The sequence below is a fragment of the Tardibacter chloracetimidivorans genome, assembly GCF_001890385.1.
Taxonomy (GTDB): Bacteria; Pseudomonadota; Alphaproteobacteria; order Sphingomonadales; family Sphingomonadaceae; genus Tardibacter; species Tardibacter chloracetimidivorans.
Genome location: NZ_CP018221.1, coordinates 826,978 through 853,543, shown reverse-complemented (window position 1 = coordinate 853,543; position 26,566 = coordinate 826,978). Strand labels below are relative to the sequence as shown.

Sequence of the window (26,566 nt, the reverse complement as noted above, 5' to 3'; positions counted from 1 at the left end):
AGCTCTGGGCTGTCGAATGAAATAAAATTGGAGATTCCAATGTTAAAAAGGCAGCTTGCGGTCACGACCGCTCTTGGCACTGCTTTGCTCGCTCCCGATATCGCCTTAGCCCAGACGGCTGCGCATATAGTCCCTTCCGAGGCCGCGCGGGGAACGGCTCCGGGGGCGGAAACAGAAGTGGGCGACATCGTCGTGACGGCCCGCCGTCGTGACGAGAGCCTGTCGAAGACTCCCGTCTCCGTCGCTGTGATCTCGGCGGACACCCTCGCCAAGGCGCAGGTCGGGTCCGAGCAGGATCTTCGCTTTGTCGCTCCCGGCCTAACAGTGCGCGCCGGCCTGTCTGCCACATCGCTCAACTATTCCATCCGCGGCCAGTCGCAGGATGCGTACAGCAACTCCCGCCCCGGCGTGCTGCCCTATATCAATGAGGTGCAGATCGGCGGGCAGGGGTCCGCGACCGCCTTCTACGACCTTCAGTCCGTCCAAGTGCTCAAGGGCCCTCAGGGCACGTTGTTCGGGCGCAGCGCGACAGGTGGCGCGGTTCTGTTCACGACGGCTAAGCCGACCGAAACGCTGTCGGGCTATGCCAGCGCCCTTGCGGGCGACCATGGCGCGCGGAAGATCGAAGGCGCTATCAGCGGGCCAATTGCAGGCGACGCGCTGACCGCTCGTCTGGCCGGCATATTCCAGCGCCGTCATGGTTTTCAGAAGAATCTCTATTATGGCGGCCGTCGCATCGGCGACTTCGAACGCTATGGCGGGCGCGGCAGCGTCACGGTCAATCTCGGCTCGATCAAAAACGAACTCGTCGTCGATTATTTTCACGACAAGGGCGAGAATATGCTCGGCACCGTCAGCGGCCTGTTACCGCTGACCGGAGGCCCGACTCCGCTCGTTCCACTGGAGTTGCTCTATGCCGGCGTCGGGACGCCCACTGCCAGAGCCACGGGCATCGGCACGATTTCGGCCTTTACGGGTGCTCCGGCATCGGTGGTCGCGCCCTTCTACGATACCTATTTCGCCGATCCCCGGCATGCGAACAGTGCCCGCGACGAACTTGCCGCGCAGCTGGCCCGCGGCCCCTATGTGGTGAACGACGATGGGGCTAATTTCCATCTCACTAAGAATCTGATCGTGACCAACGCGACGACCGTGGAGCTCGGTGGCACCGCGCGGCTGAAGAATATCCTCGGTTATACCCGCATTCGCGAGAATTACGGCAACGACGCGGATGGCTTCCCCTTTCTGGTATCCGGCCAAAGGGTCGGCGAGTGCATTTGTAACTTCACGCGCCAGATTTCCGACGAACTGCAATTGCAGGGTACGGCGCTGTCGGATCGTCTCGATTATACGATCGGCGGCTATTTCTCGGACGAGAAAACCACTCAGCGCCTCACCAATAATTCTCTCGACATTCTGTTTGGCGGCTTCCTGCAGCATCTGGATAACACCGTCAAAAACTTCACTTATGCCGGCTATGCCCAGGGTTCGTTCAAGCTGACCGATACGGGTCTCTCGGCGACCGCCGGGTTTCGCTACACCAGCGAGAAGGTGACGCGCGTCACGCTTCCGACCAACAGTTCGCGTATCGCCCTCGGCGATCCGGCGCCCGCCGGCTATGATTATAATAAGTCGGCGACCTACAACAAATTGAGCTGGACGCTCGGCCTCCAACATCAGGTCGATCCGACGCTGCTCGTCTATGCCGCTTCCCGGCGCGCCTATAAAAGCGGCGGATACAACCTGCTTCTGCCGCCTCTCGATGGACAGGGAGTTCAGGGCGGCGACAGCTATGGCGCCGAGAAAATCATAGATGCGGAGCTCGGTACCAAGTTCAACGGCGAGCTTGGCGACGTGCGAACGCGTCTTAACGCCGCCTTCTTCTACAATTGGATCAGCAACAACCAGAGGGCGGCCTATACGTTCGTCGGCGGCGGACCAGCGGTGCTCACCGTCAATGTGCCGAAGGCCGAGGTATATGGTCTGGAGCTAGACGGTTCGATCCAGCCGACGCCTTGGCTCTTCCTCGGCGGCAACGTCAATCTGACCAAATCAAAATTCGTCGATGGCAACGTGAATGCCAACGGACTGCCCGTGGTCTATGACCGGGTCGCCGACACCCCGAAATTCTCGGGCGTAGCCTATGCCGACGTGACGATCCCGCTATCGGCCGAACTCTCGTTTCTGGTGCACGGCGATGTCTATCGGCAGTCGTCGAACTTCACGAGCCCGCGCAGCCTGAACAGCGCTGGATCGATCATTCCGTCCTACACGACCGCGAACTTCCGGCTGGGCCTTCAAAATGATTCCGCGGGCTGGTCGCTCACGGCGAATCTTAAAAACGCCTTCGACAAAATCTATTATGTCGGTGGCGTGGCGACGGGCGAGAGCTACCAGCTCAACACCCTGGTCCCCGGTGAGCCGCGCACCTTCACGATCGAGGCCCGTTTCAAATTCTAGTATCCGACCGACCATCGCTGGGCGACGGTCGGCCAACATGCCCCATCAAACGCGCTCGACCGCGAGGGCTAGGCCCATGCCGACGCCGACGCAGAGCGTGGCGAGGCCGAGCCTTCCTCCGGTCTTCTCGAGCTGGTGGACCAGCGTCAGGGCCAGGCGGGCACCGGACATGCCAAGCGGATGACCGAGCGCGATCGCGCCGCCATTGGCGTTCACATGCGGTGCGTCGTCGTGAAGGCCCAGGGCGCGCAAGACCGCGAGGGCCTGGCTGGCGAACGCCTCATTGAGTTCGATCGCATCGAAATCGTCGATTTTTAGATTGAGGCGGGCCATGAGTTTCTGCGTGGCGGGCACCGGGCCGATACCCATGATGCGTGGCTCGACCCCGATCGCCGCCATGCCGAGGATTCGCGCCCGCGGCGTCAGCCCATGATCCCTGGCAGCTGCTTCGCTCGCGACGATCAGCGCGGCCGCGCCGTCGTTGATGCTCGAGGCGTTGCCGGCGGTCACGGTCGCATCCGCGCCAAAAAGCGGCTTCAGCTTTTGTAGCGCTTCCAGGGTCGTGTCCGCGCGCGGGCCCTCGTCCATGCCGAAAAGGGTTGCCTCGCCCCGCTTGCCCGAAGGCACGCTCAGGGGGAGGATTTCTTCGGCATGAAAGCCGCTTCGCTGGGCGACCAGCGCGCGCTCGTGGCTGCGCAGCGCGAAGGCGTCCTGATCGGCGCGGCTGATGCCATAGGCGGCGGCGACATTTTCGCCCGTCCGGGGCATCGTTTCCGTGCCGACGGCCGCATCGAGGGCGGGATTGATAAAGCGCCAGCCCATCGTAGTGTCTTCGATCTTCTGATCGCGACCGAAGCGCTGCGCGGTTTTGCCCATGACGAAGGGAGCTCTCGTCATATTTTCGACGCCACCGGCGAAGGCGAGCGCCATCTCGTCGGATCCGATGGCGCGCGCGGCCGCGCCGATCGCTTCCAGGCCCGAAGCACATAGGCGATTGAGCGTAACGCCGGGGACGCTGTGCGGCAGCCCGGCGAGCAATAGGCTCATGCGCGCAACGTTGCGATTGTCTTCGCCGGCCTGGTTGGCGCAGCCGAAAAACACCTCTTCGACCGCCGCCGGATCAAGCCCCGGATTGCGCTGCAGCATCGCTTTCAGCGGCAGCGCGCCCAGATCGTCCGCGCGAAGGTTAGCCAGGCCACCGCCATATCGCCCGATCGACGTGCGGATGGCGTCGCAGATATAGGCATCGCTCATATTTTTTTGACCTTCCGATGGATATCGATGCGTTTCTCAGGCCTCTGGCGGAACGCTCACTGGCTCACAAGGGCTATGCCCGTCAGGTTACGCAGCATGTCGATCGTGACCCCGTCGACGGTTTCGACGACGCGAACACCCTCGGGCCCAAGATTGAACACGGCGACATCGGTATAGAGGCGGGAGACGCAGCCAAGGCCGGTCAGGGGAAGCGAGCATGACGGCACGAGCTTGCTCTGCCCCTGCTTGGTCAGCAGATCCATCATCACGAAGGTTTGCTTGGCGCCGATGGCCAGATCCATCGCCCCACCCACGGCCGGGATCGCGCCGGGCGCCCCGCTATGCCAGTTGGCGATATCGCCGAGAATGGAAACTTGGAACGCGCCCAGGACGCAAATGTCGATATGGCCGCCGCGCATCATCGCGAAACTGTCGCCATGATGAAAGAAGGAGCCGCCGGCCAGCAGCGTCACCGCCTGCTTTCCGGCATTGATAAGCTCCCAATCCTCGTCGCCCGGTGACGGGGCGGGCCCCATCCCGAGAAGACCATTTTCGCTCTGAAGTAGGATTTCACGATCGGCCGGCAGAAAGTTGGCGATCATCGTCGGAAGGCCGATGCCGAGATTGACATAAGCCCCTTCCGGGATGTCCTGCGCTACGCGCGCGGCCATCTGTTTACGGTCCAGCCGGTTCATGTCGCCTCTCCCAACCGCGCTTCGGCTGCAGCGACATGGGTGATCCGGACGACGCGCTGAACGAAGATGCCCGGCGTCACGACGACCTCGGGATCGAGCGCGCCAAGGGGGACCAGCTCTTCGACTTGGGCTATGGTCGTCCTGGCGGCCATGGCCATGATCGGGCCAAAATTGCGCGCGGTCTTGCGATAGACGAGGTTGCCCCACCTGTCGCCCTTGAGCGCCTTGATGAGTGCGAAATCCGCATGGATCGGATATTCCATGACGTAATCGCGGTCATTGATGCGGCGTGTTTCCTTGCCCTCGGCGAGCAGGGTGCCGAAGCCGGTAGGGGTGAAGATCGCGCCGAGGCCGGCGCCGGCGGCCTGAATGCGCGCCGCGAGATTCCCCTGCGGGACGAGTTCGAGTTCGATCTGGCCTGCGCGGTATGCGGCATCGAAATGGTGCGAGTCGGACTGCCGCGGGAAGGAACAGACGATCTTGCTCACGCGGCCCTCCTTGATCAGGGCGGCTACGCCGGTCTCGCCATTTCCGGCATTATTGCTGATGATGGTCAGGTTGCGGGCGCCGCCGGCGATGAGCCCTTCGATCAGCTCGTCCGGCATGCCCGCGGTGCCGAAGCCACCGATCATGATCGACGCGCCATCACGGATATCTCCCACCGCGATCTTGGGCGAGGAAGAGGCTTTGTCGATCATATGCGGGCTTTCCCCGCATTCTGCCGATGCGCGGCATGCATAGCGCCCAGACGTTTCATCGGCGCCCCAGCCGGACCAGCATCTTGCCGTTGTTGCGGCCCTTCAGCACGTCAATCAGTGCCTGCGGCGCCGATGCGAGACCTTCCGCGACATCCTCGACATACCGGATATCGCCACGCTCCACCCAGCCAGCCATCTCGCGATAGAAGTCCGCCTCCAGGGGCACATAGTCGAAGACGGACACGCCGCGGATCAGCAGGCGCTTATATTGGATCGCCTCAATCACCTCCATGCTACGGTCGATGCCGTCATCGACGCCGTCCGATGCATATCGCGACACGAGCCCGCAGAGCGGGATGCGCGCGCGTTCGTTGAGTAAGGGCAACACGGTCCACCAGATCATGCCGCCGACATTCTCGAAATAGACGTCGATGCCGTTTGGGCAGGCCTCGGCGAGCTGCGCGGCGAAATCCGGCACCAGACGGTCGAGTGCGACATCGAAGCCAAGGTCCGTCACGAGCCGGCGGCATTTGTCCGGGCCGCTCGCGATCCCCACGCTTCGCGCACCGGCCAGCCGCGCCATCTGCCCGGCGACCGAGCCCACCGGACCGAAGGCTGCCGACACGACGACCGTCTCGCCGGCCTTCGGCTGTGCGATTTCCCGCATGGCGCCATAAGCGGTGAATCCCGGGATCCCCAGCACGCCCAGCTGTGCCGTCACATGACCGGCCGAGGGATCGATCCTGAGCAGGGCGCTCCCGTCGTCGATGAGGATGTCCTGCCAGCCGCCATAGGCCACGACCATGTCGCCGGCACGGAAATCATCCCGCTTCGACACCAGGATGCGCGCGATCGTGGGGCCGCACATGACCTGTCCGATATCGACGCCGCTAACATAGAGGTCCGACAGCCGGTTGAGCCGGTTGGCGTGGACCCGCTGCGACATCGGGATCGAGCCCTTCATGCTCAGCATCATATAGGGCTCGATCGACAGCCACAGATTCTGGATCAGGACCTTCCCGTCGGGAACGTGCGAAATCGCGATATCTTCCACGCGAAAGTTGTCGGGGGCGGGTTTGCCCGTCGGCCTGGATGCCAGGACGATAGCCTTTCCTTCGTAAGTCTGCATGAACTTCCTTCGCGTGTGCCGATCACGCTTTCGCGCCAGATCGGTGCTTTGCTCGATGGGTTGGACTCCGGGCGCGCGCCAAGCCGCGACCGGTCGATCAATATACCTCCACCCCGGCAACATCGACCGCGCAGGTCCGGATGGAATAAAGCCGATCGGTCGAGCCGAAAATTTCAGCCATCTTGTGAAAGGGTGGGCCGGCCATCGCATAAAGCGTCCGTCCGTCCTGTCCGCCCAGTGCGACGGCAACAGCGGTATCGGAACCGAAGGAGCGCCGCTCCAGGATTTGGCCACCCTCTGCGACGCGCAAAGCGCCGCCGCCGCGCGCGTCCGCTACCCAGACGGCGCCTTCGGCGTCGAGAGCAATGCCGTCGGGGATCACGAAGTCTTTCTCCAGCAGAGCCTCCACCGAGCTGATCTCACCGCCGCCGAGGGACGCCCACGTCCGCCTGTTCGATAAGCTGCCGTCACCGGCGATGTCGAAAGCTGTCAGTCGGCTCGCAAAACTTTCGGCCACGATCAGCGTCTTGCCGTCGGGGGTGATCACCATGCCATTGGGGCCGTAGAGCCCTTCGGCAACAGGGCGGACCTTGCCGTCCGCCGTGATGTGAAAGATTGGGATGGGTGGCAGCAGCCCGTCCGCAAAGCCGGCGCCGAGCCCGCCGGCATAGGCATTGCCCGATTTGCCGACGACCATGTCGTTGACCATGACCAGGCCTTGGCCGGTCAGATCGGCATGTTCGTGCAAGCCATGCCCGTCATAGCGGAGGACCTTGCAGTCGTGCGAGGCAACGACCAGCAGGTTGCCGTCCGGCAACCAGCCAAGGCCGCCGGGATGTTCCAGTTCGACGACGGTATTAACCTGACCATCGCTGTCCATGCGGCAGACGCGTCGATCATACATATCGACGAGATAGAGCGCGCCATCATGCCATCTGGGGCATTCGTTGAAGCGAAAGCCACTAGCGACAATCTTGCATTCCTCGGCCATCATAGTCCTTTCACCCTGATCATGTCGACAGTCGAAGCCGCCGCCCTGCAGCCCCTGGCCGCTCCGAACTGCGGACTTAGGCAAGCTCAAGGCCTTTCAGGTCGCCTCGGGCGCGCCACGCTTCCAGATCCTGGTAAAATTGGATCGGTCCCACGGGCGGAATGTTCGCAAACATGCCGTGAGGATTGGCGGTATCGCCTTCCGTCGTGAAATAGCTCGGTGTGCAATCCTGCCAGAACTTCCGCTGGCTGATCGATAGCGGGCGCACGCTCAGGACATAGTCCTCGACGGCTTCCGCAGAGGGCTCGACTGTGCGCAGCCCGCGATCAAGACAGGTCTTCAGGACGAATGCGATATGCTTCGCCTGCTCGGACAGCATGAACGTGACCGAAAAAGTGCCGGCGCTCTGTCCCCAACCGCACATGAACAGGTTCGGGAAGCCGTGAATGAAAATGCCTTGATAGGTCCGCATCCCATTATGCCAATATTGGCCCAGCTCCACGCCGTCACGGCCGATGACGTCATAGCCGGCCCGGCGGGTATATTCGGTGCCGACCTCATAGCCGGTCGCGAAGATCAGGCAGTCGAGCTCATATTCCTTGCCGCCGGCGACGACGCCGTTCGCCGTCATCCGCTCGATGCCCTTGCCGGCGGTATCGACGATCGAGACGTTGGGCCGATTGAAGGTCTGCAGATATTCATCGCTGAACGAAGGCCGCTTGCACCAGCGACGATGCCATGGCTTGAGCGCCTCTGCCGTTGCCGGATCCTTTACCTCCGCGTCGATACGGGCGCGCAGATGGTTCATCTTTAGATCGTCCAGCGCGTTGGTGACGAATTCCGCCTCTGCGCTGTTGAGCGGGCGGCCAATCTTCTTCGCTGCCCAGCTGGCAGTCGAATCCTGCAGCTTGCCGATTTCGGTCCAACCGTCCTTCACCAGATCGGGGCCGTCGATGAGCCCCCCGGCGACGGCGTGGAAATTGACCACCCTGTCGTCCTGCCAGCCAGGAGCCAGGTTTCCGGCCCAGGCAACGTCCGTCGGCCTATTATAGCGGTAATCGACCGCGGCGGGCGTCCGCTGAAAGACGTAGAGTTCCTTCGCGACCGAGCCGACCTCGGGCACGACCTGAACCGCCGTGGCGCCCGTGCCGACAATTCCCACCCGTTTGTCGGCCAGGTTCACCAGCGCGCTGTTCTGGCTGCCGCCGGTATAGTCATAGTCCCAACGGCTGGTGTGGAAGGTGTGACCCTTGAAATCTTCGATGCCGGGAATGCCCGGCAGCTTGGGCTTCACGAGCAGGCCATTGGCCATGATGACGAACTTGGCGGTGACCTTGTCGCCGCGATCGGTCTCGACGCGCCACAGTGCCGCGTCCTTGTCCCATTTCAGGCCCATGACCTGGGTCTGCAGCAGTGCCTTGTCGTACAGGTTGAGCTTCCGCGCGATCTTGCGCAGATGGTCGAGAATCTCCGAACCCCTGCTGTACTTTTCGGTGGGGAAGCCCCCGAAGCGCTCCAGCAGCGGCATGTAGACATAGGATTCGACGTCGCACCGCAGGCCGGGATAGCGATTCCAGTACCAGGTCCCGCCGAAGTCGCCGCCCTTTTCGATGATCCGGACGTCGTCGACACCGGCGTCATGAAGATAGGAGGCTGTCACAAGTCCGCCGATCCCGCCGCCGACCACGATAACATCGGTGTGACCTTCGACCGCGGCCCGGACAAGGGGCTCTGCATAAGGGTCGTCGGCATAATGGGAGAATTCCTTCTCCGTCTCGATATACTGATTGTTACGGTCGGGGCGCAAACGAACGTCCCGTTCATAGGCATAACGGCGCGCCAGCTCTGCCTGATCGAAGTCGAGCTGACCGACCAGTTGCCGCACTTCCGCACTGACCTCTTCCATTCCATCTCTCCAAACCGCGGTTCCAGCCACCGAATACCATGTGCGCCGACGCCAGGAATCTTACTGCCCGTTTAGCTTTTTGCGCCGTTTGCCGGTTTGTGCTGCCTAAAGTTTGGCGAATCTATTGTCAATCTCTGTTACTACTATGGCGGCTGCGATGGTGGCTGCTGCCCTCCGATTTCCGAGACGGAATCGGAATGCCAAGCATGAAGTTATCGTTCAATCGACCACCGGAGTACAAACTTTAGTTTACAATTTGGCCTGGCTGAATAGGGTTGATCCGCTCTGCGTTTGAAGTTGCGCGAATCCGCCAATATAGTGGCGGGCGCTTGATATTGTTGAGGTTGAATGGGCAAGAAAAGGCATGGCGCGTATTCCTCCGGCGAGTTCAATTCGCTGGTCGGGAGCAGGATAGGACGGGCGTATCTGTGCGTACGCCGCGCCTTTCGTGCCGGAACCGCCGAAATTGGCCTCACGCCTGTCGAGTTCACAGTGCTTGCGCATATCAGTGGCGGCGATGCGCAGCAGTCGGGCATCAGCCTCGCTCTGGGCATATCGATGCAGAACCTGACAACGATATTGGACAAACTGGAGCAGCGCGAAATCATCAAACGGACGCAGAGTGTCAAGGACCGCCGCGTTCGGGCCATTCGCCTCACCAAAGCGGGTGAAGATTTGATGGAGCGTGCAGCTGTGCTCGTCGATGCGGTCGAGGATCGAATTACGGTAGCGATGACGCCGGGGGAGCGTGCCATCTTTGTCGAGCTTCTCGACAAGGTTTCCGGGCCGGAGGGAGCGGAAGCCAAAACACCCGATGTCGCGCTTCAATCCATCATATCCGATTGAGATGGCATTACCGAGCACGAGCGCTCGATAGCATCGTCGCCTAACCACCGGAGGCCTGAGGCCTTCTGCGAATTCGGGCTCCTATCATTGAAACGGAACCGGGGCTCGCGTACCATCCCGGAAGTCATCGTAGGTGCTGCGATTATGCCGCAGACAGTTGGCTTTATGCAGGATCGAAAATCCCTCCGCTGTCATCGTAGGCCCAAGAATCCGTCGTTAGAAATGTGACGGAGGTGGGGTGCCATGAAATTTGATCTCGAAACTCCCGAGTTCCCTCAAGGTTGTGCCGTCGTTTTCGGTGGTTCAGGTGGCATTGGTCAAGCCATTGCCGGCTTGCTCGCGGAGCGCGGCGTGCCTGTCATGATCACCTATTTTTCCCGGCCTGAGAATGTCGAAGGCGTGGTGGGCGAGATCAGGGCCGCAGGGGGCAGTGCGGAGATCGTTCAGTGCGACGTTCGAAGCAAGGAGTCGGTGGATAACGTTCTGCAAAAGGCGGCCGGTCTACACGGCCGCATTCACAGCGTCATCTCGGCGGGCGGGTTGGTTCTGGAGATCGGGCCTGTCGTGGAGTTCAGCCTCGAATCCTTCCGCGCGGTTATCGATACCGACGTGATCGGCTTCTTCAACATCGCGCAGGCCGCCGTCGCCTATCTGCGCGAGGGCGGCGGCGGCTCCCTTACCGCCCTCCTCACGGCGGCGATCGACCGGACTTTCGGCAACGACGGCCTTTCGGCTACGCCCAAAGCGGCCGTTGCGACCCTGCTGCGCCACATCGCGCTCGAGGAAGCAAGGACGGGCATTCGCGCCAACGGCGTCGGCCCGGGAATGATCGACGCCGGCATGACGGAAATCCTCAAGACGGGGCCGACTGCCTTCATCTATGAAAATGCGGCCAGCATGACGCCGATGGGACGCGCGGGGCAGGCGTCCGAGGTCGCTCAGGTTGTTGTCTTCCTGGCCTCGGCGAGGGCATCGTTCGTTACCGGCCAGGTCGTGCATTGCGATGGTGGCTTCGCGCTTTAGATTTTTGCGCGTTGATGCGCGTGGCCATCGCAAGGAACCATCCCACGCGATTATGCCAAAGAAAGTCCGCTTTATGCAGGACCGCAAGCCCTGCTCACTCTATCTTGGATCGGACGAATTTCCGTCGCTTGAGAAGCGACAGGACATATGTGCTTTCGGGAGATTGCGATGGAAGGCGTTGTTACCCAGTTCGGCAGTTTGAAGGACTATCGCAAGGGCGGGGTCGAGATCATCGAAGACGATCCGCGCAATTATGTCTTCTCAAACGTGTTCGAAGTCGCCGAGGGTGCGGAGCCTTATGAGCGGATCGCGGTGGGCAAGAATTTCGAATATGTCATCGAAGCCGCGCGGGCGGAAGGAACGTCCAGCTGGTTCACCTGCGCGCATGACGAGTTCGTCCTTTGCCTCGACGGCAGGACCGAGGTCCACCTGATCAAGCTGGATCGGCCGGAGGATTATGTCGATCCGGAAAGTGAGGGCGCGGTCCGCATCGGCGAGGACACCCTCCCAGGACGGAAGATGGGCCGTATCAGCCTTGGCCGCGGGCATATGGCCGCGCTACCGACGGGAGCGGCTTATCGCTTTCATGCGGACCAGCCCGGCGTGATCCTTTTTCAGACGATCGAGGGCGAAGTCACCGTCCAGAAATGGGCTTCGATCTGCCAGACCGAGTCCGTTTGAGCGAAATTACAGGAGAAGCATAATGGCCATGTCCGAAGCATCCGAGCGCGAGAATGCCAACCCGGCGTCCACGGCAAGCACCGATACGGAGGTGCTGCCGATCTGCAATGAAACCGGATATCGCGCGTTTCGCGCGGGCGGCTTCGTGCTGCGCCGCGACGAGTATTTCGCGCGGATATCCTGGCCCGGCGGAACGCATGTCATCCCTGTCGATGCCTTTCTGCGGGCGGCGATGCGCGATGTGTCATGGGGCTTCTTCTACGGGGTCGTGAACTTCGACGGCGTCTTCGGAACCATCAACCATTATGGCGAAGTCACGCTCTTCGCCGGCGCATTCAACGATGCCTATCGCAACGCCCGCCGCGATTATCAGCAGCGGTTCCGTTCGGATGCGCTGATGGGGCTTCTGAAGGATTTGCTCGGCGACTGGACCAACCAGGACTTCGATCCGTTCGCCGCGCCGATGGAAACCGGTCAACCCTGGGGCCGCAAGAACGGCAACAATGACGCGGCTATCGATCGTCGGCGCGTCGCGGCCCGGCGGATGGTCGGTCTGCCGGGCGACGCGCCGCTGCGCACCGACGAAGCGGGCTTCCCCGTAAACCGTCAGTTCGCCGATGTGGCGCAGGACGTTCCCGACGTCGAGGTCGAGCCGGGCTTCGAGAACGAGGTCAGCGCCTTCAATCTGTTCGCCTATCTCTCGCGTTCGGACGTCACCTGGAATCCGAGCGTCTGTTCGGTCGTAGGCGACAGTCTCTTCTGCCCGACATCGGAGGAGTTCGTGCTTCCGATCGAACATGGCAATGATCGCTGCGAATGGTTCCTGCAGCTTTCGGACGAGATCAGCTGGGACGTCAAGGACAAGGAGACGGGCAAGCCCCGCGCCCGCGTCCTCGCCCGGGCCGGCGACATCTGCTGTATGCCGGCCGATATCCGCCACCAGGGCTATTCGACCAAGCGGTCGATGCTGCTGGTGTGGGAAAATGGATCGCCCCGGATTCCGGAGATGATTGCTAACGGCACGGCGCCGGTCGTTCCCGTAACATTCTGAGTCATGCGGGCGGCTTCGGGGAGGTCACCCCTGATCGGCGCTGCCCCGCATCACCCGATCTGAACTGCTCCGCGCAGGTTGGAAGCAAGGAGCCGATAGTGGTTATAAAAGATACCGTTCCCCAATTTCAGACGAAGCTCTTGATTGGCGGTGAATGGCTGGACGGCACCGAAGGCCGGACTATCGCCGTCGCCAATCCCTTCAACGGCGAAAAATTGGCCGATATCGCCGAGGCGACGGCGGCCGACGTGGACAAGGCGGTGATCGCCGCCCAGGCGGCGTTTCCGGCCTGGCGCGCCCTGCCGGCCCACGAGCGCGGACGGCTCATGCTAAAGCTCGCCGACGCCATCGAGGCTGACACGCCGAATCTGGCGCGCATAGAGGCGATAGACACGGGGCATCCGATCCGGGATTGCCTCTCGCTCGACGTGCCGCGGACGGTGCTGTGCTTCCGCTATTTCGGCGGAATGGCGGACAAGCTCGAAGGCTCGGTCATCCCGGTCGATGCCGGTTTCCTCAACTATGTCGAGCGTGAGCCGATCGGAGTCGTCGGTGCCATCGTGCCGTGGAACTTCCCGCTGATGTTCACCAGCTGGAAGATGGGCCCGGCGCTGGCGGCCGGGAACGTGATGGTCATGAAGCCGTCCGAAATCACTCCGCTTTCCACCTTGCGGATCGGCGAGCTGATGCAGCAAGTCGGCTTTCCTGCCGGCGTCATCAACATCGTACCGGGCTATGGGGATACCGCCGGGCAGCGGCTCGCGGATCATCCGGATATCGGCAAGATCGCCTTCACAGGGTCGACGGCCACCGGTCGGCGCATTGTCCAGGCGTCGGCAGGCAATCTGAAGAAGATCCAGCTCGAACTAGGTGGAAAGGGGCCCAACATCGTTTTCCCCGACGCCAACATCTTGGCGGCGGTCAACGGTTCGGCGTTCGCAATCTTCCACAATCAGGGGCAGGCCTGCATCGCGGGTTCGCGCCTGATCCTGCACGAGGATATCGCCGACGAGTTTCTCGCCCGCTTCGTGGAATTGGCGCGATCGATCCGCATCGGCGATCCGCTCGATCCCGAAACCGAAATGGGGCCACTGACCTCGCCGCTGCATCAGCAACGCGTGCTGTCGTTCGTCGATGTTGCGCGGGAACAGGGGGGCGAAATCCTGCTCGGCGGGAAGAAGCCGGCGGGCGATGCCTTCGCCAATGGCTGCTTCATCGAACCGACGATCGTCCGCGCCAAGGCCGGGGATCGGGTGGCGCAGGAGGAGGTGTTCGGCCCGTTCGTCACGGTGCTGACCTTCAAGACCGACGAGGAGGCCCTCGCGATCGCCAACGGCACGGACTATGGTCTCGGCGCCGGGCTGTGGACGGAGAATATCAGGCGCGCGCACCGCTTCGCCAAGCAGATCCACGCCGGCATGGTCTGGATCAACTGCTACAAGCGGGTGCACCCCGCGTCGCCGTTCGGCGGGCAGGGGCAGTCCGGCTATGGACGCGAAATGGGCTTTGAGGCCATGCGCGAATATACGGTCGCCAAGTCGGTCTGGGTCAATGTCGACGCCCAGATTCCGCCCTTCTATCGGCGCTGACCGTGCTCAGCTTCACCTATGAAAGCCTGCCGGCTCGCATAAAATTCGGGCGGGGGACCATCGCTTCCCTGGCCGATGCGATCGAGGAGGTCGCCGGCACGCGCGCGCTCCTCCTGTCGACTCCGCAGCAGACCGAGCAGGCGCGCGAGGCCACTTTGCCGGCGGAAGGCCAGATCGTCGGCCATTTCGACGGCGCGACGATGCACACGCCACTTGGGGTGACTGAACAGGCGCTCGACGTGCTGAAGCAGACCGGCGCCGATTGCGTGATTTCTTTCGGCGGCGGCTCGACCATAGGGTTGGGCAAGGCGCTCGCGCTCCGCACCGGCGTGCCGCAGATCGCTATTCCCACGACCTATGCTGGGTCGGAGGTCACGCCGATCCTGGGCGAAACGGTGGATGGCCGCAAGACCACGCAGCGGAGCCCGAAAATCCTTCCGAACGTCGTCATCTATGACGTCGAATTCACGCTCAGCCTACCGCCGGCTCTGTCGGGGATCAGTGGGCTCAACGCGATCGCGCACGCAGTGGAGGGGCTTTATGCACGCGACACCAATCCACTTGTGCAGCTAATGGCAGAGGCGGCCGTCAGGACGCTGGCGACATCGCTTCCCCGCATCATGGCGGCGCCGCAGGATATCGAGGCGCGAAGCCAGGCGTTGTTCGGGGCCTGGCTGTGCGGAACAGTGCTTGGCTCAGTGGGCATGGCGCTGCACCATAAGCTTTGCCACACGCTCGGCGGTGCCTTCGATCTGCCGCATGCGGAGACACATTCGATCGTCCTGCCGCATGCACTGGCGTTCAATGCGCCGATGATCCCCGAAGCGATGGCGGCCCTGCGCCGGGCGCTGGGAACGGAGGATCCCGCCGGCGCCCTGTTCAATCTGGGCCGAACCGTCGGCGCGCCCGCGTCGCTCAAGGCCCTGGGGATGCCTGAGGCGGGAATCCAGACGGCGGCCGAGCAGGCCGTCAAGAATCCCTATTGGAACCCCAGACCAGTCGAATTCGAGGCGATCAGGACGATGGTCGCGCGGGCCTATGCCGGCGAACGGCCGGTCGAGGGGTGACGTGAGCGAAGTGAAATCGGCAACGACGCCGCTGTTCGAGCCGCTCACCGACGATGCGATCGCACGCATGGCAACCGCCGAACCGCGGCTGCGCGAGGTGATGACCATCTTGTTGCGTCACATCCACGACGCCGTCCGCGAGGCGTACGTGACCGAGCAGGAATGGGCACTGGCGATCGAATTCCTGACCCAGACGGGCAAGATGTGCGATGGCAATCGACAGGAATTCATCCTGCTGTCCGATGTTCTCGGCATATCGATGCTGATTGACGCGATCAATCACGGCGCCGATGGCGGCGCCAGCGAGTCCACCGTGCTCGGACCATTTTACGCCGGGCTCCAGCCGATATCGCCCATCGGCTCGTCGATCCTCAAGCGGCGCGAGCCCGGCGAGTTGATGGTGATGGAAGGGGGCATCGCCGATTGCGATGGATCGCCGCTGGCCGGCGCCTTGATCGAGGTCTGGCAGACGGCGCCCAACGGTCTTTACGATGTCCAGGATCCTGCCCAACCCCAAGGTCATTTGCGCGCGACCTTTCAGACCGATGAAAGCGGCGCATACCGCTTCGAGACCGTCACGCCCGTGTCATATGCCATCCCCGACGACGGACCGGTCGGTCGGCTGCTCGATCAGATGGGGCGCCATCCCAACCGGCCGTCGCATATCCACTTCATGATCACGGCGCCCGGCTATCGGCGGTTGGTGACGCACCTGTTCATCGCAGGCGATCCCTATCTGCACAGCGATGCCGTGTTCGGCGTGAAGGAGTCGTTGATCGTGACGCCGGTCGAAGACGACGAGGGGCGTCGTGTCGTTCGCTATGATTTCAAGCTCGCTAAGGACGGCTGAAACGCGATGTCGTCGGACGACCGCGATTATTGGAGCCTGCGGCCGAACGCGCCTGCCGTGGGGACGCCGCTTTGCGCGGCGGCGGCGATCCCCCACGGGGCGGCGCGCGAATTCAGATTCGGTCGCGGACGCAGTGCATTCAGAATGTTCGTAGTACGGTCGCGGGCGAGCTTTCGCGGATATCTGAACCTTTGCCCGCATTTCTCGCTTGCGCTCAACCATGAGCCGGACGCGTTCGTGTTCGACGGCTACATCCGATGCTCGCGGCATTTCGCCGAATTCCGGCTGGACGATGGTCTGTGCGTTTCGGGCGCATGCGTTGACAACCGCCTGATTGCCGTGCCGATCAGCGAGAATGATGGTGGAGAATTGCTGATCGGGCGATTGTGAACGCGGCGATATCCGAGCCGGGACGATTTCCCGGCTCGGACAGGATCGACCTCGTCAGTTCGTGCCCGCCATGCGGTTCGCCGCGATATAGCCCAGAGTCATCGCCGGCCCGATCGTTCCGCCCGCACCGGGATAGGTGTCCCCCATCACGGACGCCGACGTATTTCCGCACGCGAACAGGCCTTGGATCACGCTCCCGTCTGCCCGCAGGGCCTCGGCATATTCGTTGATCGACACGCCGCCCTTGGTACCCAGGTCGCCGGGCCAGATCGGCACCGCGTAGAAGGGCGCGTCCTTCAGCGGTCCAAGATTGGGGTTGTCGAAACTCGCATCGCCGAAATATCGGCCGAAGGCTGTCCGCCCGCGGCCGAAATCCTCATCCTTGCCTTTCAACGCCATCTCGTTGAAGCGCGTCACCGATGCTTCGAGATTGGCCGGCGGGATGTCGATCAATGCGGCGAGTTCGGCGATGCTGTCGGCTTTCCGGATCAGCCCTGGCTTCATCCAATGCTTTGGAAACGGCACCATCGGCGCCGAGAAAAACATTGCATATTTCTTTTTCACGCGGGCATCGAAGATCAGATAGGACGGTATCGTCGACGCCTCTTTGCTATCGCTGGCATACATGGCTTTCCATGTATCCTCATAGGGTTTGCATTCGTCGACGTAGCGCATGCCCTGGCCGTTGACGGTGATGGTTCCGGGCTTCATCCGCTCATAGAGCGCCATCATCGGCTGAAGCTTTCCGTTGCGATCAGGCAGCACAGCCGTGGGAAAGCCCCAGGCTTTTTCGGTGTTCCGCAATTCGGCTCCAACCCCTTCGGCGAGGGAAAGCCCATCGCCATCCTGGCCATCGCGAGGCGCCAGCGACCATTCCGCATCGGTCGGCATCGGGAGATATTTCTCGCGCATTCTCTGCGAACCCGCGAAGCCACCCATGGCCAGCACGACACCCCGGCTAGCGCGCAGGACGACCTTTTTTCCGTCGCGAACGGCCTCCACGCCGACGACCCGCTGATCGCTGCCCTTACCCTCGGTGACAAGGGCGGTCACCGGCGTGGATAGCCACAGTGGCGCGCCACGCTGCTTGAGCGCGAGGCGCAACTGCGCGAGCAGCGACCGGCCGCAGGCCAATGGCTTCGCGCCCGTGAGCTTGGCTTTGATCGCGCGGGCGATGATCGCGCGAAGCGCCTTCGGCCCACGCTTGTCGCCGAGCCCGAAGCTGAGGTTGATGCCTTCCATGCTGGTCATGGCGCCAAGCGGCACGTCAAAGGCAGGCGAGGGGCTACGCAGATCGGCAAGTTCCGCGCCCAGCTTGGCACCGTCGAACGGCGCCGGCTCGATCGTCCGGCCATAGGATATCCCGCCGACCAGCTCCGAATAATAATCGGGCAAGGGATGATGCAGCCATTTGAGGCCGATCTTACCCTCGAGTTCACGGATCATCTGCGGTCCGCTGTGGAGATACGCGTCGATCCGTTCGGGCTTCACGGTCGGTCCGACCAGCTGCATCAGATAGGTTTTTGCTTTTTCGACGCTATCGGCCAGACCGATCTTCGGCAGAGCCCAGCCCATATCGGCCTGCTCGATCATGTGGTTGGCGGGAATCCATATTTCGCCGCCCGAATAGGCTGTCGTGCCGCCGAATTTGTCTGTCTTCTCCAGGACAAGAACAGAGAGTCCGCGCAATGAGGCTGTCACGGCGGCGGTCAGCCCGGCCGCGCCGGTGCCGACGACGATGACATCATATTCCGGCGAATCTAACGACTGCATGCACCTTCTCCGAATTCGAGCATCACTCTTCTGCTTGGATCATCGGCGTCGGCCTTCCGGCCGAATCGCACCCGTCTCCTCGGCGAATTTCGCGGCAGAATACACGAGTGAATTAGTAACTCAAACGTATGTTATGCAATGCGATGAAAGTTCTCATCCGCCATGAATTATGTCGAATCCAAAGGATTATTTCATGCAATCCTCGCCATTGCCCGCATGGTGAATGCTGGAGAACGATACTGTATATTGACAATATAGACGGCAGCCAATAGCCGTTACACGACTACGGCAAAGCTGCCGAGCGGACAGGAGCGGATGGAAAGCGGGTTTTCTCTCGACGCCGGCAATAACCAGGTCGTCCCTTCGGGCGCGCTCACCCCGCGCCGCGCCCTCCCGGATCGCGGCCTGGTTCTATTGGCCGGATCGGCGTTGCGCTGTGGCCGACGGCACGAGTTTCAGGCCGATAAACAAATTTTCCGAACGGACGAACCGGATCGGCGCTGTCCAATTCAAGTGGGAACAATTCCATGCTCCAGAACAAGGTTATCATCGTCACCGGCGCAACGGGCGGGATTGGCGCGGCTACGGTAAAGGTCCTGGCGCAGGCGGGAGCTAAGCTCATTCTGGCGGATATCGGCTCGGCTGGGCATGATCTGGCAAGAGAGCTGGCAGGGCAGGGAGCAAATTGCAAATTCGTCGAGACCGACGTCTCGAGCGAAAGCGCCGTTGAGAACATGGTGTCGACCGCGGTGTCTGCCTATGGCCGCCTGGACGGCGCCTTCAACAATGCCGGCGTCGAACACCGCGGCATGCCACTGCACCAGCTGTCGGTTTCCGATTGGAACAAGGTCGTCGGTGTCGATCTTACCGCCGTATTCCTGTGCATGAAATATCAGATCTCCGCGATGCTGGAATGCGGCGGCGGCTCCATCGTCAACACCTCGTCGGCGCTCGGTGTAGTCGCCTGGCTCCACGCATCCGAATATGTGGCGGCAAAGCATGGCGTGATCGGCCTGACCAAGGCCGCGGCGCTGGACTATGGCGGCCAGAATATCCGTGTGAACGCGATTCTGCCGGGCACCATCAACACGCCGATGGTGGCGCGGGCCAACAGCGATCCGGCGCTGACGGCGAATATGAAGAAGCTCATCGACCACCATCCCATCGAGCGCTTTGGTGAACCCCGCGAAGTGGGCGAGGCGGTGAAATGGCTTTTGTCGGACGCGGCATCCTTCGTCACCGGCGTGTCGCTGCCGGTCGATGGCGGCTTCCTGGCCATCTGAGTTCGGCGCGCTCGGGCGGCGCGATCAAGAATGATTGCAGTCGGGGCGAGCGTCGCCACCGCGGAACACAGTCACAGGAGATGAGTATGATTAGGCTGATCGGGCTTTTAACTAAGAAGAGCGGCATGAACTATGCCGACTTCGTGGACTATTACGAGCATCGCCACGTGCCGCTGATAAACCGGATATTCCCCGGCTTCTCCGCCTATTCCCGCAACTATGTCCTGCCCAACGGGCAAGTTGAAGGCGGGCATATCGAAGACACCCCGGCGGCGCCGGACTTCAACGTCGTGACCTCTCTATGGTTTAGCGATCGGGCGGCGCTGCAAGCGGCGCTTCGGGCTCTCGATCAACCGGATATCCGGAGCGCGATCATTGAAGACGAGAACAACTTCATCGAGCGTGACCGCACCATCACCTTCTTCGTGGATGAGTACGCGACGCCCGACGCCAATCTCAGAGGCGCTCCCAAGGGGCAGACGGGAGAGAAGATGACCAAGATGGTCGTTATGCTCAACCGCAACCCCACCATCACCGTCGACCAGATGCGGGATTATTACGAGGGACACCATTCGGTCCTGGCGGCAAAATATCTCTCGATGCTGGCCAGCTACCACCGCAACTATGTCATTTCAGACGGTAGCCTCGACACGGGCGCGCTCGAGAGCGCACGGCGGCCGGAATTCGATGCCATCACGGAAATATGGTTCCGGAAGCAGGAAGACATCCAGGAGATGATCGACACGCTGTCCGAGCCGGTAGCGGCCAAGCTGTTCGCTGATGACGAGGAAAAGATCCTGGATCGTAGCAGGATCCAGCGCTTCATGGTGGACGAACGTGTGACGCCCGCCGCCGACATCGGCAGGGGCGGGTAATCGCTCGTTGATATGAATGCGGCGGTCCCGCGCCGCGGCTGCGCGCTCGGGATGGTATGGATCGTCGCTGTCTCTGGCTGCCGACACCCGGTGGACGCAGTAGCGCCAACTTGAAATGGACAGGTGAATGGCGCCCCATGTCGCCATATCGGCAGCACGGGGGCGCCATTGCCGCGGTCAGAGCTTGATCGTGACGGACTTCACTTCGGTATAATTCTCGATCGCATAATGGCCCATTTCGCGGCCCCAGCCCGACTGCTTGAACCCGCCGAAGGGCAGGTTGGAGTCGAACACATTGTGGCAATTTACCCACACGGTGCCGGCCTTGATCTTCTTCGTCATCATGAGCGCCTTGGAGATGTCGCGGCTCCATACCGAGGAAGCCAGGCCATATTCCGTGTCGTTCGCGATCGCGGCGATGCGGTCGAGATCGTCGTCTCCGAACGGCTCGGCAACGATGACCGGTCCGAAGATCTCCTCACGCACGAGCCGCATGTCGCGGTTCGTATCGGCATAGACTGTCGGCTTGACGAAATAGCCCTTGTCGCCATGGCGCCCGCCGCCCGTCACGACGCGGGCGCCATCCTCGCGGCCGGAATCGAAAAAACCCATCACCCGGGATAGCTGCTCGTCGGAAACCAGCGGACCCATCTCGCTGTCTTCGTCCAGGCCGGGGCGGACCTTGATCGCGTCTGCGCGATCGCTGATGTCCGCGACCACCCGGTCGAACGCCGATTCATGCACGTAAACGCGCGAACCGGCGCAGCATACCTGACCCTGATTGTAGAAGATGCCGGCTGCTGCGCCTTGGGCGGCCGCATCAAGATCGGCATCGGGAAAGATGATGACGGGGGACTTTCCGCCGAGTTCCAAGGTGAGCCGCTTCAGATTACCCGTCGCGGCCTTAGCGATCAGCTTGCCGACCTCGGTCGATCCCGTGAAGGCGACCTTGTCGACATAGGGATGCGCGGCAAGCGCCGCGCCGGCGGTTTCGCCGAAACCCGATAGGAAATTGACGGCGCCAGCCGGGAAGCCGACCTCCTCGAAGATCTCGGCCAGCTTGAGCGCGGTAAGCGGCGTCTGCTCTGCGCTTTTCAGCACAACCGAACAGCCGGCCGCCAGCGCCGGCGCGATCTTCCATGCGGCCATGAGCAGCGGGAAATTCCACGGTACGATTTGCGCGGCGACGCCGACGGGCTCGCGCGATGTATAGCTGTGGTGCGGGAAGCCGACGGAAAGCTCCATCGTTTCTCCGACGATCTTCGTCGCCCAACCGCCCATGTAGCGGAACATGTCGATCGCCAGGCCCACGTCGCCGCGCGACATCGACAATGGCTTTCCGTTGTCGATCGTCTCGAGCCTTGCAAACGCCTCGGCGTCGCGCTCGAGCAGGTCAGCGACCTTCCACAGCAGCCGGCCACGCTCCGCCGGGCTGACCCGCGACCATGCGCCGCCGTCGAACGCGGCGCGGGCGGCCGCCACGGCTATGTCGACATCCGCCTTGTCACCCTCGGCCACCTTGGTAAGGACCTCTCCGGTTGCCGGATCAAAAACATCGAAGGTTCGGCCCGAAACGGCATCGACCCACTTGTTGTTGATGAACATCCGGCCGGCATGTTTCAGCAGCTTCTGCTTTTCGTCATGGCTGCGCTCTAAAGTCGCCATCGCTACTCTCCTGTGAAGATCGAGATTGAATATCCGCTAGATACGCCGTCATTTGCTAGACGCCCGCATGCCACCCACCATCAACAATCAATTCCGCGCCCGTGATGAAGTTCGCTTCATCCGAGCAGAGGAACAATGACGCGGCCGCGATGTCGCGCGGAACGCCCTTGCGGCCCATCGGCGTCGCTTTCAGGATCGCTTCGACGTCGCCCGGCAGCGTGTCCTCGTGGCTCTTGGCCTCTATCGATCCGGGATAGATCGAATTCACCCGGACGTTCTTGGGGCCATATTCCGAAGCCGCCGCCATGCTCATCGATCGCACGGCACCCTTGGCCGCATGATAGGTGAAGCAGCGCAGGCTGCCGGTCAGCGCCATTGTCGAAGAGATGTTGATCACCGCGCCATGGCCGCTTGCCACGAGGTGTGGCATCGCCGTCTTCATGCCGAAGAACACGCCTGTCTGATCCACCGCGACCAGGCGATTCCAGCCTTGCGTGGTTTCGTCCTCAATGCCTGCGCCGTGGTAGATGCCAGCATTGTTGATCAGCGTGGTCAGCTTGCCATACCGCTCGACGGTCGCCGCAACCAAGCGCGCCCAATGCGTCTCATCGGTGACGTCCAGTTCCATGAATGTTACCGGATAGCCATCGTCGGCTAGACGCTCCGCCAGCGCCTTGCCCTCATCGATCAGGATGTCCCCGATCATCACGCCGGCGCCTTCCTGGGCGAACATTTCCACATGGGCAGCTCCGAGGCCGCGCGCCCCCCCCGAGACGATCGCCACTTTTCCCTGCAACCTTCCAGCCACCGACAATCTCCTGGTTTCCGGTCAGGCATGCATTTTTCGCTGCCTGTTCGGAGGACGGGTAACACGCGCCGCATGCGATCCGTCAACATGGATCTGATGCCTTGGCCGTCCCAAGTTCCAGCACCCAACTCCAGACTGAACTCCCGTCGTGATATTGTCAATAATCATTAGCTGAGAACGGCGGAGCAATATTCGACCACGGTAGCGGCGGGATAGTCCTGCTGCGGGCGGCGTAAAAGTCGTCCACCTTGAAGCCTTTCTGCCGAGTCAGGGAGGTGTGGGGATCTACAGCGTGGAACTTTATCTTCAGGTCCGTCTGGCTTGCGCGGATGGCATGAGCCAACGGGCGGCGGCGAAGCGTTTCAATGTGTCGCGCGATACGGTACGCAAGATGCTGTCGTTTTCATCGCCGCCGGGTTACCGGCGCCAGTCCGTACCGCAGCGCCCGAAGCTGGACGGGTTTGTGGCGATCATTGATGGATGGCTTGAGGGTGACCGCAGTGTCCCGCGCAAGCAACGCCATACGGCGAAGCGGGTATTCGACCGTTTGCGCACCGAGCATGGTTTCACCGGCGGCTATACGATCATCAAGGATTACATCCGGGAGCGCGAACAGCGCAGCCGGGAGATGTTCGTGCCGCTGGCGCACCCTGCGGGAGATGCGCAGGCCGATTTCGGGGAAGCGCTGGTGGAGATCGGCGGGGTGGAGCAGAAGGCCTACTTCTTCGCGCTCGATCTGCCGCACAGTGATGCCTGCTATGTGCGGGCCTATCCGGCGGCGGTGGCGGAGGCCTGGGTGGACGGACACGTGCATGCCTTCGCGTTTTTCGGCGCGGTACCGCGCTCGATCGTCTATGACAACGATCGCTGCCTTGTGGCGAAGATCCTGCCCGACGGCACGCGGCAGCGTGCCACGCTGTTCAGCGCTTTCCTGTCACATTACGTGATCCGCGACCGCTATGCTCGCCCGGGCAAGGGGAACGAGAAAGGCAATGTGGAGGGGCTGGTAGGCTATTGCCGGCGCAACTTCATGGTGCCGATCCCGAAGTTCCCGACCTGGGAGGCGTTCAACCTGTGGCTGGAGGAGCAATGCCGCAAGCGCCAGCAGGACAAGGTGCGCGGGCAGAGCGAGACGATCGGTGAGCGCTTGGAACGCGATCTCGCGGCCATGCAGCCTCTGCCCGCTACACCCTTCGAGGCCTGCGATCAGAAAGGCGGGCGGGTCTCCTCGCAATCCCTGGTGCGCTACAGGACCAACGATTATTCGGTTCCGGTGGCCTGGGGCCATCAGGAGGTCTGGATCAGGGCCTATGTCGATGAGGTGGTGATCGGCTGCCGCAGCGAAGTCATCGCCCGTCATCCTCGTTGCTATGCCCGCGAGGAGGTTGTCTTCGACCCGCTCCATTATCTCCCGCTGATCGAGCAGAAGATCAACGCATTCGACCAGGCTGCGCCTTTGCAGGGCTGGGACCTGCCCGAAGCGTTCACGACACTGCAGCGGTTGATGGAAGGGCGCATGCACAAACATGGCAAGCGCGAATATGTGCAGGTACTGCGCCTGCTGGAAACGTTCACCCTCGCCGATCTCCAGGCGGCGGTCGAACAGGCCATCGATCTTGGCGCCATCGGCTTCGATGCCGTCAAGCACCTCGTCCTGTGCCGGATCGAACGCGTACCGCCCAGGCTGGACCTGGACGTCTATCCCTTCCTGCCACGCACCACGGTCGAGAAGACCTTTGCCAGAGCCTATCTGAGCCTGCTCTCCGACCGGCAGGAGGCCGCATGAGCGATCAGGCCCCGGAGATCCTTCTCGCTCACCATCTCAAGGCGCTCAAGCTGCCTACGTGCCTGCGTGAGCATCACAAGCTCGCGCGGCAATGTGCCGCTGAAGGCGTCGATCATATCCGCTTCCTCGCCCGCCTCGTCGAGATGGAAATGATCGACAGGGAGCGTCGCATGGTCGAGCGGCGCATCAAGGCCGCGCGCTTCCCCGCCGTCAAAAGCCTCGACAGCTTCGACTTCGCCGCCATCCCCAGGCTCAACAAGATGCAGGTGCTCGAGATGGCGCGCTGCGAGTGGATCGAGCGGCGTGAGAACGCCATCGCTCTGGGGCCATCAGGCACCGGAAAGACGCACGTAGCGTTGGGGCTCGGACTGGCAGCATGCCAGAAAGGACTGTCGGTGGGCTTCACCACCGCGGCAGCGCTGGTCAGCGAAATGATGGAGGCCCGCGACGAGCGCCGTCTTCTGCGCTTCCAGAAGCAGATGGCCGGATACAAGCTGCTCATCATCGACGAACTGGGCTTTGTGCCGCTCTCCAAGACCGGCGCCGAACTGTTGTTCGAGCTGATCTCCCAGCGTTACGAACGCGGCTCCACCTTCATCACCAGCAACCTGCCCTTCGACGAATGGACCGAAACCTTCGGATCTGAGCGTCTCACAGGCGCGCTCCTCGATCGCCTGACCCATCACGTCAGCATCCTCGAGATGAACGGCGAAAGCTATCGCCTCGCGCACAGCCGGGCCCGCAAGGCCAAAACCAGACCCTGAAAATTACACCAATGCCGGGGGGAGTGGCCCTCGGGCTACGCCCTCACGCCACTCCCCCCGGCATGTAACACGATGGCCTGGTTTTACGCCGCCGAATGGCCGACTTTTGCTCCGCCGTTGACAACAGGGCATCTTCGATCGAGGCGCTTCGCGACCGACTTGCTGATGCTGCTCTGCAAATGGGCTTTCCCTTTGTTGCGCTCGTCCAGCATGGCGGCCTTCCACGGCTCGTCGAGCACTCGATGGTGGTTACGAACTACCCTGCGGAATTCGTTCAATCCTACAGAGAGAATCATTATTTCATCATTGATCCAGTCTATGACGTGAGCCAGCAGCTCGACCGGCCGTTCGGCTGGGAGGAGATCGCCAACTTCGTCGAGCTTGCCGACCACCAGCTGGCCCTGTTCGAGGAAGCACGGCGCTACGGTATCGTTCACGGCATCACCGTGCCGTTGTGCATACCGAGCGTATCCTATGCGTCCTGCACCTTCGCCCGTTCGGAGCCGATCGAAATAACGCCGTCGCTGATGACCACGCTCCAGATCGTCGCGGGTTTCGCGTTCAAGGCGGGCCTTTATCTTCATCACGCCATGCACGGCCGCAATGTTCCCAGGCTCACGCGGCGCGAAGCCGAATGCACGGCGCTGATCGCACTCGGCAAGACCGACTGGGAGATCGGCCAGATCCTCGGCATCGCCCAGACCACAGTGCGGTACTTCATTTCGCGAGCCAAGCAACGCTACGGCGTCTTCAGGCGCTCGGAGCTGGTCGCGCGTGCGATCGTCGATGCTCAGCTCATCCGCGATGGCCAGGACAGGGTGCCCGACAGCGCCGGCGATAAGCCAGAGTGTGAATAGTCTCCATGGTGCTCCCCGTGGTGTGATGGGAGCAAACTGTTGCCCAAATACGGCCTGGACCTTTTTGCGGCGAGCAGCGCGGAAGGGTGGAGGTTGGTTGAGGCGGGGTAGTAGAACCGGAAAGG

23 protein-coding genes are annotated in these 26,566 nt (G+C 61.9%); 14 read left to right on the top strand and 9 right to left on the bottom strand.

Annotated elements, in window-relative coordinates; all coding sequences use genetic code 11:
• Nucleotides 1–39: 39 nt before the first annotated feature.
• Nucleotides 40–2,460 (top strand): TonB-dependent receptor, encoded by a 2,421-nt coding sequence (locus BSL82_RS04370; RefSeq protein WP_083579031.1) that lies wholly within the window; start codon nucleotides 40–42, stop codon nucleotides 2,458–2,460.
• Nucleotides 2,461–2,505: 45 nt separating this feature from the next.
• Here the strand turns inward: BSL82_RS04370 and pcaF are convergent, their stop codons facing one another.
• The 6 genes from pcaF to BSL82_RS04340 form a co-directional block, all read right to left on the bottom strand.
• Complete coding sequence (gene pcaF / locus BSL82_RS04365) at nucleotides 2,506–3,714, bottom strand: 3-oxoadipyl-CoA thiolase (RefSeq protein WP_072596201.1); 1,209 nt, start codon at nucleotides 3,712–3,714, stop codon at nucleotides 2,506–2,508.
• Between the two features lie 56 nt (nucleotides 3,715–3,770).
• Nucleotides 3,771–4,409 (bottom strand): 3-oxoacid CoA-transferase subunit B, encoded by a 639-nt coding sequence (locus tag BSL82_RS04360; protein WP_072596200.1) that lies wholly within the window; start codon nucleotides 4,407–4,409, stop codon nucleotides 3,771–3,773.
• Nucleotides 4,406–5,107 (bottom strand): 3-oxoacid CoA-transferase subunit A, encoded by a 702-nt coding sequence (locus BSL82_RS04355; RefSeq protein WP_072596199.1) that lies wholly within the window; start codon nucleotides 5,105–5,107, stop codon nucleotides 4,406–4,408. The genes BSL82_RS04360 and BSL82_RS04355 overlap by 4 nt, the downstream gene beginning before the upstream one ends.
• Nucleotides 5,108–5,162: 55 nt before the next feature.
• The gene (locus tag BSL82_RS04350) at nucleotides 5,163–6,236 is read right to left on the bottom strand and encodes an NADP-dependent oxidoreductase (RefSeq protein WP_072596198.1); all 1,074 of its coding nucleotides are present in this window, start codon (nucleotides 6,234–6,236) and stop codon (nucleotides 5,163–5,165) included.
• Nucleotides 6,237–6,333: 97 nt separating this feature from the next.
• On the bottom strand, nucleotides 6,334–7,230 hold the full coding sequence (locus tag BSL82_RS04345) for an SMP-30/gluconolactonase/LRE family protein (RefSeq protein ID WP_072596197.1): 897 nt from the start codon (nucleotides 7,228–7,230) through the stop codon (nucleotides 6,334–6,336).
• 73 nt (nucleotides 7,231–7,303) lie between these two features.
• Nucleotides 7,304–9,133, bottom strand: coding sequence for a flavin-containing monooxygenase (locus BSL82_RS04340; protein ID WP_072596196.1), 1,830 nt, complete (start codon nucleotides 9,131–9,133; stop codon nucleotides 7,304–7,306).
• A gap of 348 nt (nucleotides 9,134–9,481) precedes the next feature.
• Between BSL82_RS04340 and BSL82_RS04335 the strand changes: the two genes are divergently transcribed.
• The 8 genes from BSL82_RS04335 to BSL82_RS04300 all read left to right on the top strand — a co-directional run bounded on the left by BSL82_RS04335 (nucleotide 9,482) and on the right by BSL82_RS04300 (nucleotide 16,630).
• On the top strand, nucleotides 9,482–9,979 hold the full coding sequence (locus BSL82_RS04335; protein WP_072596195.1) for a MarR family winged helix-turn-helix transcriptional regulator: 498 nt from the start codon (nucleotides 9,482–9,484) through the stop codon (nucleotides 9,977–9,979).
• Between the two features lie 243 nt (nucleotides 9,980–10,222).
• Complete coding sequence (locus BSL82_RS04330) at nucleotides 10,223–11,002, top strand: SDR family NAD(P)-dependent oxidoreductase (RefSeq protein ID WP_072596194.1); 780 nt, start codon at nucleotides 10,223–10,225, stop codon at nucleotides 11,000–11,002.
• A 168-nt stretch (nucleotides 11,003–11,170) separates the two neighbouring features.
• Entirely contained in the window at nucleotides 11,171–11,683 is a 513-nt protein-coding gene (locus BSL82_RS04325) for a cupin domain-containing protein (RefSeq protein ID WP_072596193.1), read from the top strand.
• 22 nt (nucleotides 11,684–11,705) lie between these two features.
• The gene (locus tag BSL82_RS04320) at nucleotides 11,706–12,734 is read left to right on the top strand and encodes a hydroxyquinol 1,2-dioxygenase (RefSeq protein ID WP_072596192.1); all 1,029 of its coding nucleotides are present in this window, start codon (nucleotides 11,706–11,708) and stop codon (nucleotides 12,732–12,734) included.
• Nucleotides 12,735–12,832: 98 nt separating this feature from the next.
• Nucleotides 12,833–14,323 (top strand): aldehyde dehydrogenase family protein, encoded by a 1,491-nt coding sequence (locus BSL82_RS04315; protein WP_226998614.1) that lies wholly within the window; start codon nucleotides 12,833–12,835, stop codon nucleotides 14,321–14,323.
• A 2-nt stretch (nucleotides 14,324–14,325) separates the two neighbouring features.
• The gene (locus BSL82_RS04310) at nucleotides 14,326–15,390 is read left to right on the top strand and encodes a maleylacetate reductase (RefSeq protein WP_072596191.1); all 1,065 of its coding nucleotides are present in this window, start codon (nucleotides 14,326–14,328) and stop codon (nucleotides 15,388–15,390) included.
• 1 nt (nucleotide 15,391) lies between these two features.
• Nucleotides 15,392–16,240: a dioxygenase family protein gene (locus BSL82_RS04305; RefSeq protein ID WP_226998613.1), complete on the top strand. Its 849-nt coding sequence runs from the start codon at nucleotides 15,392–15,394 to the stop codon at nucleotides 16,238–16,240.
• 6 nt (nucleotides 16,241–16,246) lie between these two features.
• On the top strand, nucleotides 16,247–16,630 hold the full coding sequence (locus BSL82_RS04300) for a Rieske (2Fe-2S) protein (RefSeq protein ID WP_072596189.1): 384 nt from the start codon (nucleotides 16,247–16,249) through the stop codon (nucleotides 16,628–16,630).
• 54 nt (nucleotides 16,631–16,684) lie between these two features.
• Here the strand turns inward: BSL82_RS04300 and BSL82_RS04295 are convergent, their stop codons facing one another.
• Nucleotides 16,685–18,403, bottom strand: coding sequence for an FAD-dependent oxidoreductase (locus tag BSL82_RS04295; protein ID WP_072596188.1), 1,719 nt, complete (start codon nucleotides 18,401–18,403; stop codon nucleotides 16,685–16,687).
• A 527-nt stretch (nucleotides 18,404–18,930) separates the two neighbouring features.
• Between BSL82_RS04295 and BSL82_RS04290 the strand changes: the two genes are divergently transcribed.
• Nucleotides 18,931–19,686, top strand: coding sequence for an SDR family NAD(P)-dependent oxidoreductase (locus BSL82_RS04290; RefSeq protein WP_072596187.1), 756 nt, complete (start codon nucleotides 18,931–18,933; stop codon nucleotides 19,684–19,686).
• Complete coding sequence (locus BSL82_RS04285; protein WP_083579030.1) at nucleotides 19,611–20,561, top strand: EthD domain-containing protein; 951 nt, start codon at nucleotides 19,611–19,613, stop codon at nucleotides 20,559–20,561. The genes BSL82_RS04290 and BSL82_RS04285 overlap by 76 nt, the downstream gene beginning before the upstream one ends.
• 177 nt (nucleotides 20,562–20,738) lie before the next feature.
• On the opposite strand, the gene BSL82_RS04280 is transcribed toward BSL82_RS04285, so the two are convergent.
• Entirely contained in the window at nucleotides 20,739–22,226 is a 1,488-nt protein-coding gene (locus BSL82_RS04280; protein ID WP_072596185.1) for an aldehyde dehydrogenase family protein, read from the bottom strand.
• A gap of 55 nt (nucleotides 22,227–22,281) precedes the next feature.
• Nucleotides 22,282–23,034, bottom strand: coding sequence for a glucose 1-dehydrogenase (locus tag BSL82_RS04275; RefSeq protein WP_072596184.1), 753 nt, complete (start codon nucleotides 23,032–23,034; stop codon nucleotides 22,282–22,284).
• Nucleotides 23,035–23,326: 292 nt separating this feature from the next.
• On the opposite strand from BSL82_RS04275, the gene istA reads away from it, so the two are divergent.
• The 3 genes from istA (at nucleotide 23,327) to BSL82_RS04260 (ending at nucleotide 26,441) form a co-directional block, all read left to right on the top strand.
• Entirely contained in the window at nucleotides 23,327–24,820 is a 1,494-nt protein-coding gene (gene istA, locus BSL82_RS04270) for an IS21 family transposase (RefSeq protein WP_083579292.1), read from the top strand.
• Nucleotides 24,817–25,584, top strand: a complete 768-nt coding sequence (gene istB / locus BSL82_RS04265; RefSeq protein WP_007686288.1) for an IS21-like element ISSsp5 family helper ATPase IstB — start codon at nucleotides 24,817–24,819, stop codon at nucleotides 25,582–25,584. Before istA ends, istB begins: the two co-directional genes overlap by 4 nt.
• Before the next feature lie 95 nt (nucleotides 25,585–25,679).
• On the top strand, nucleotides 25,680–26,441 hold the full coding sequence (locus BSL82_RS04260) for a LuxR family transcriptional regulator (protein ID WP_158010677.1): 762 nt from the start codon (nucleotides 25,680–25,682) through the stop codon (nucleotides 26,439–26,441).
• Nucleotides 26,442–26,566 lie beyond the last annotated feature (125 nt).

Bases quoted from the DNA above. Each gene is read 5' to 3' on its own strand.
- BSL82_RS04260 (WP_158010677.1), top strand. From the start codon at position 25,680: ATGGCCGACTTTTGCTCCGCCGTTGACAACAGGGCATCTTCGATCGAG.
- istB (WP_007686288.1), top strand. From the start codon at position 24,817: ATGAGCGATCAGGCCCCGGAGATCCTTCTCGCTCACCATCTCAAGGCG.
- BSL82_RS04300 (WP_072596189.1), top strand. From the start codon at position 16,247: ATGTCGTCGGACGACCGCGATTATTGGAGCCTGCGGCCGAACGCGCCT.
- BSL82_RS04340 (WP_072596196.1), bottom strand. From the start codon at position 9,133: ATGGAAGAGGTCAGTGCGGAAGTGCGGCAACTGGTCGGTCAGCTCGAC.
- pcaF (WP_072596201.1), bottom strand. From the start codon at position 3,714: ATGAGCGATGCCTATATCTGCGACGCCATCCGCACGTCGATCGGGCGA.
- BSL82_RS04370 (WP_083579031.1), top strand. From the start codon at position 40: ATGTTAAAAAGGCAGCTTGCGGTCACGACCGCTCTTGGCACTGCTTTG.
- BSL82_RS04335 (WP_072596195.1), top strand. From the start codon at position 9,482: ATGGGCAAGAAAAGGCATGGCGCGTATTCCTCCGGCGAGTTCAATTCG.
- BSL82_RS04330 (WP_072596194.1), top strand. From the start codon at position 10,223: ATGAAATTTGATCTCGAAACTCCCGAGTTCCCTCAAGGTTGTGCCGTC.
- BSL82_RS04355 (WP_072596199.1), bottom strand. From the start codon at position 5,107: ATGATCGACAAAGCCTCTTCCTCGCCCAAGATCGCGGTGGGAGATATC.
- BSL82_RS04360 (WP_072596200.1), bottom strand. From the start codon at position 4,409: ATGAACCGGCTGGACCGTAAACAGATGGCCGCGCGCGTAGCGCAGGAC.
- BSL82_RS04295 (WP_072596188.1), bottom strand. From the start codon at position 18,403: ATGCAGTCGTTAGATTCGCCGGAATATGATGTCATCGTCGTCGGCACC.
- BSL82_RS04290 (WP_072596187.1), top strand. From the start codon at position 18,931: ATGCTCCAGAACAAGGTTATCATCGTCACCGGCGCAACGGGCGGGATT.
- BSL82_RS04325 (WP_072596193.1), top strand. From the start codon at position 11,171: ATGGAAGGCGTTGTTACCCAGTTCGGCAGTTTGAAGGACTATCGCAAG.
- BSL82_RS04280 (WP_072596185.1), bottom strand. From the start codon at position 22,226: ATGGCGACTTTAGAGCGCAGCCATGACGAAAAGCAGAAGCTGCTGAAA.
- BSL82_RS04345 (WP_072596197.1), bottom strand. From the start codon at position 7,230: ATGATGGCCGAGGAATGCAAGATTGTCGCTAGTGGCTTTCGCTTCAAC.
- BSL82_RS04350 (WP_072596198.1), bottom strand. From the start codon at position 6,236: ATGCAGACTTACGAAGGAAAGGCTATCGTCCTGGCATCCAGGCCGACG.
- BSL82_RS04285 (WP_083579030.1), top strand. From the start codon at position 19,611: ATGGCTTTTGTCGGACGCGGCATCCTTCGTCACCGGCGTGTCGCTGCC.
- BSL82_RS04320 (WP_072596192.1), top strand. From the start codon at position 11,706: ATGGCCATGTCCGAAGCATCCGAGCGCGAGAATGCCAACCCGGCGTCC.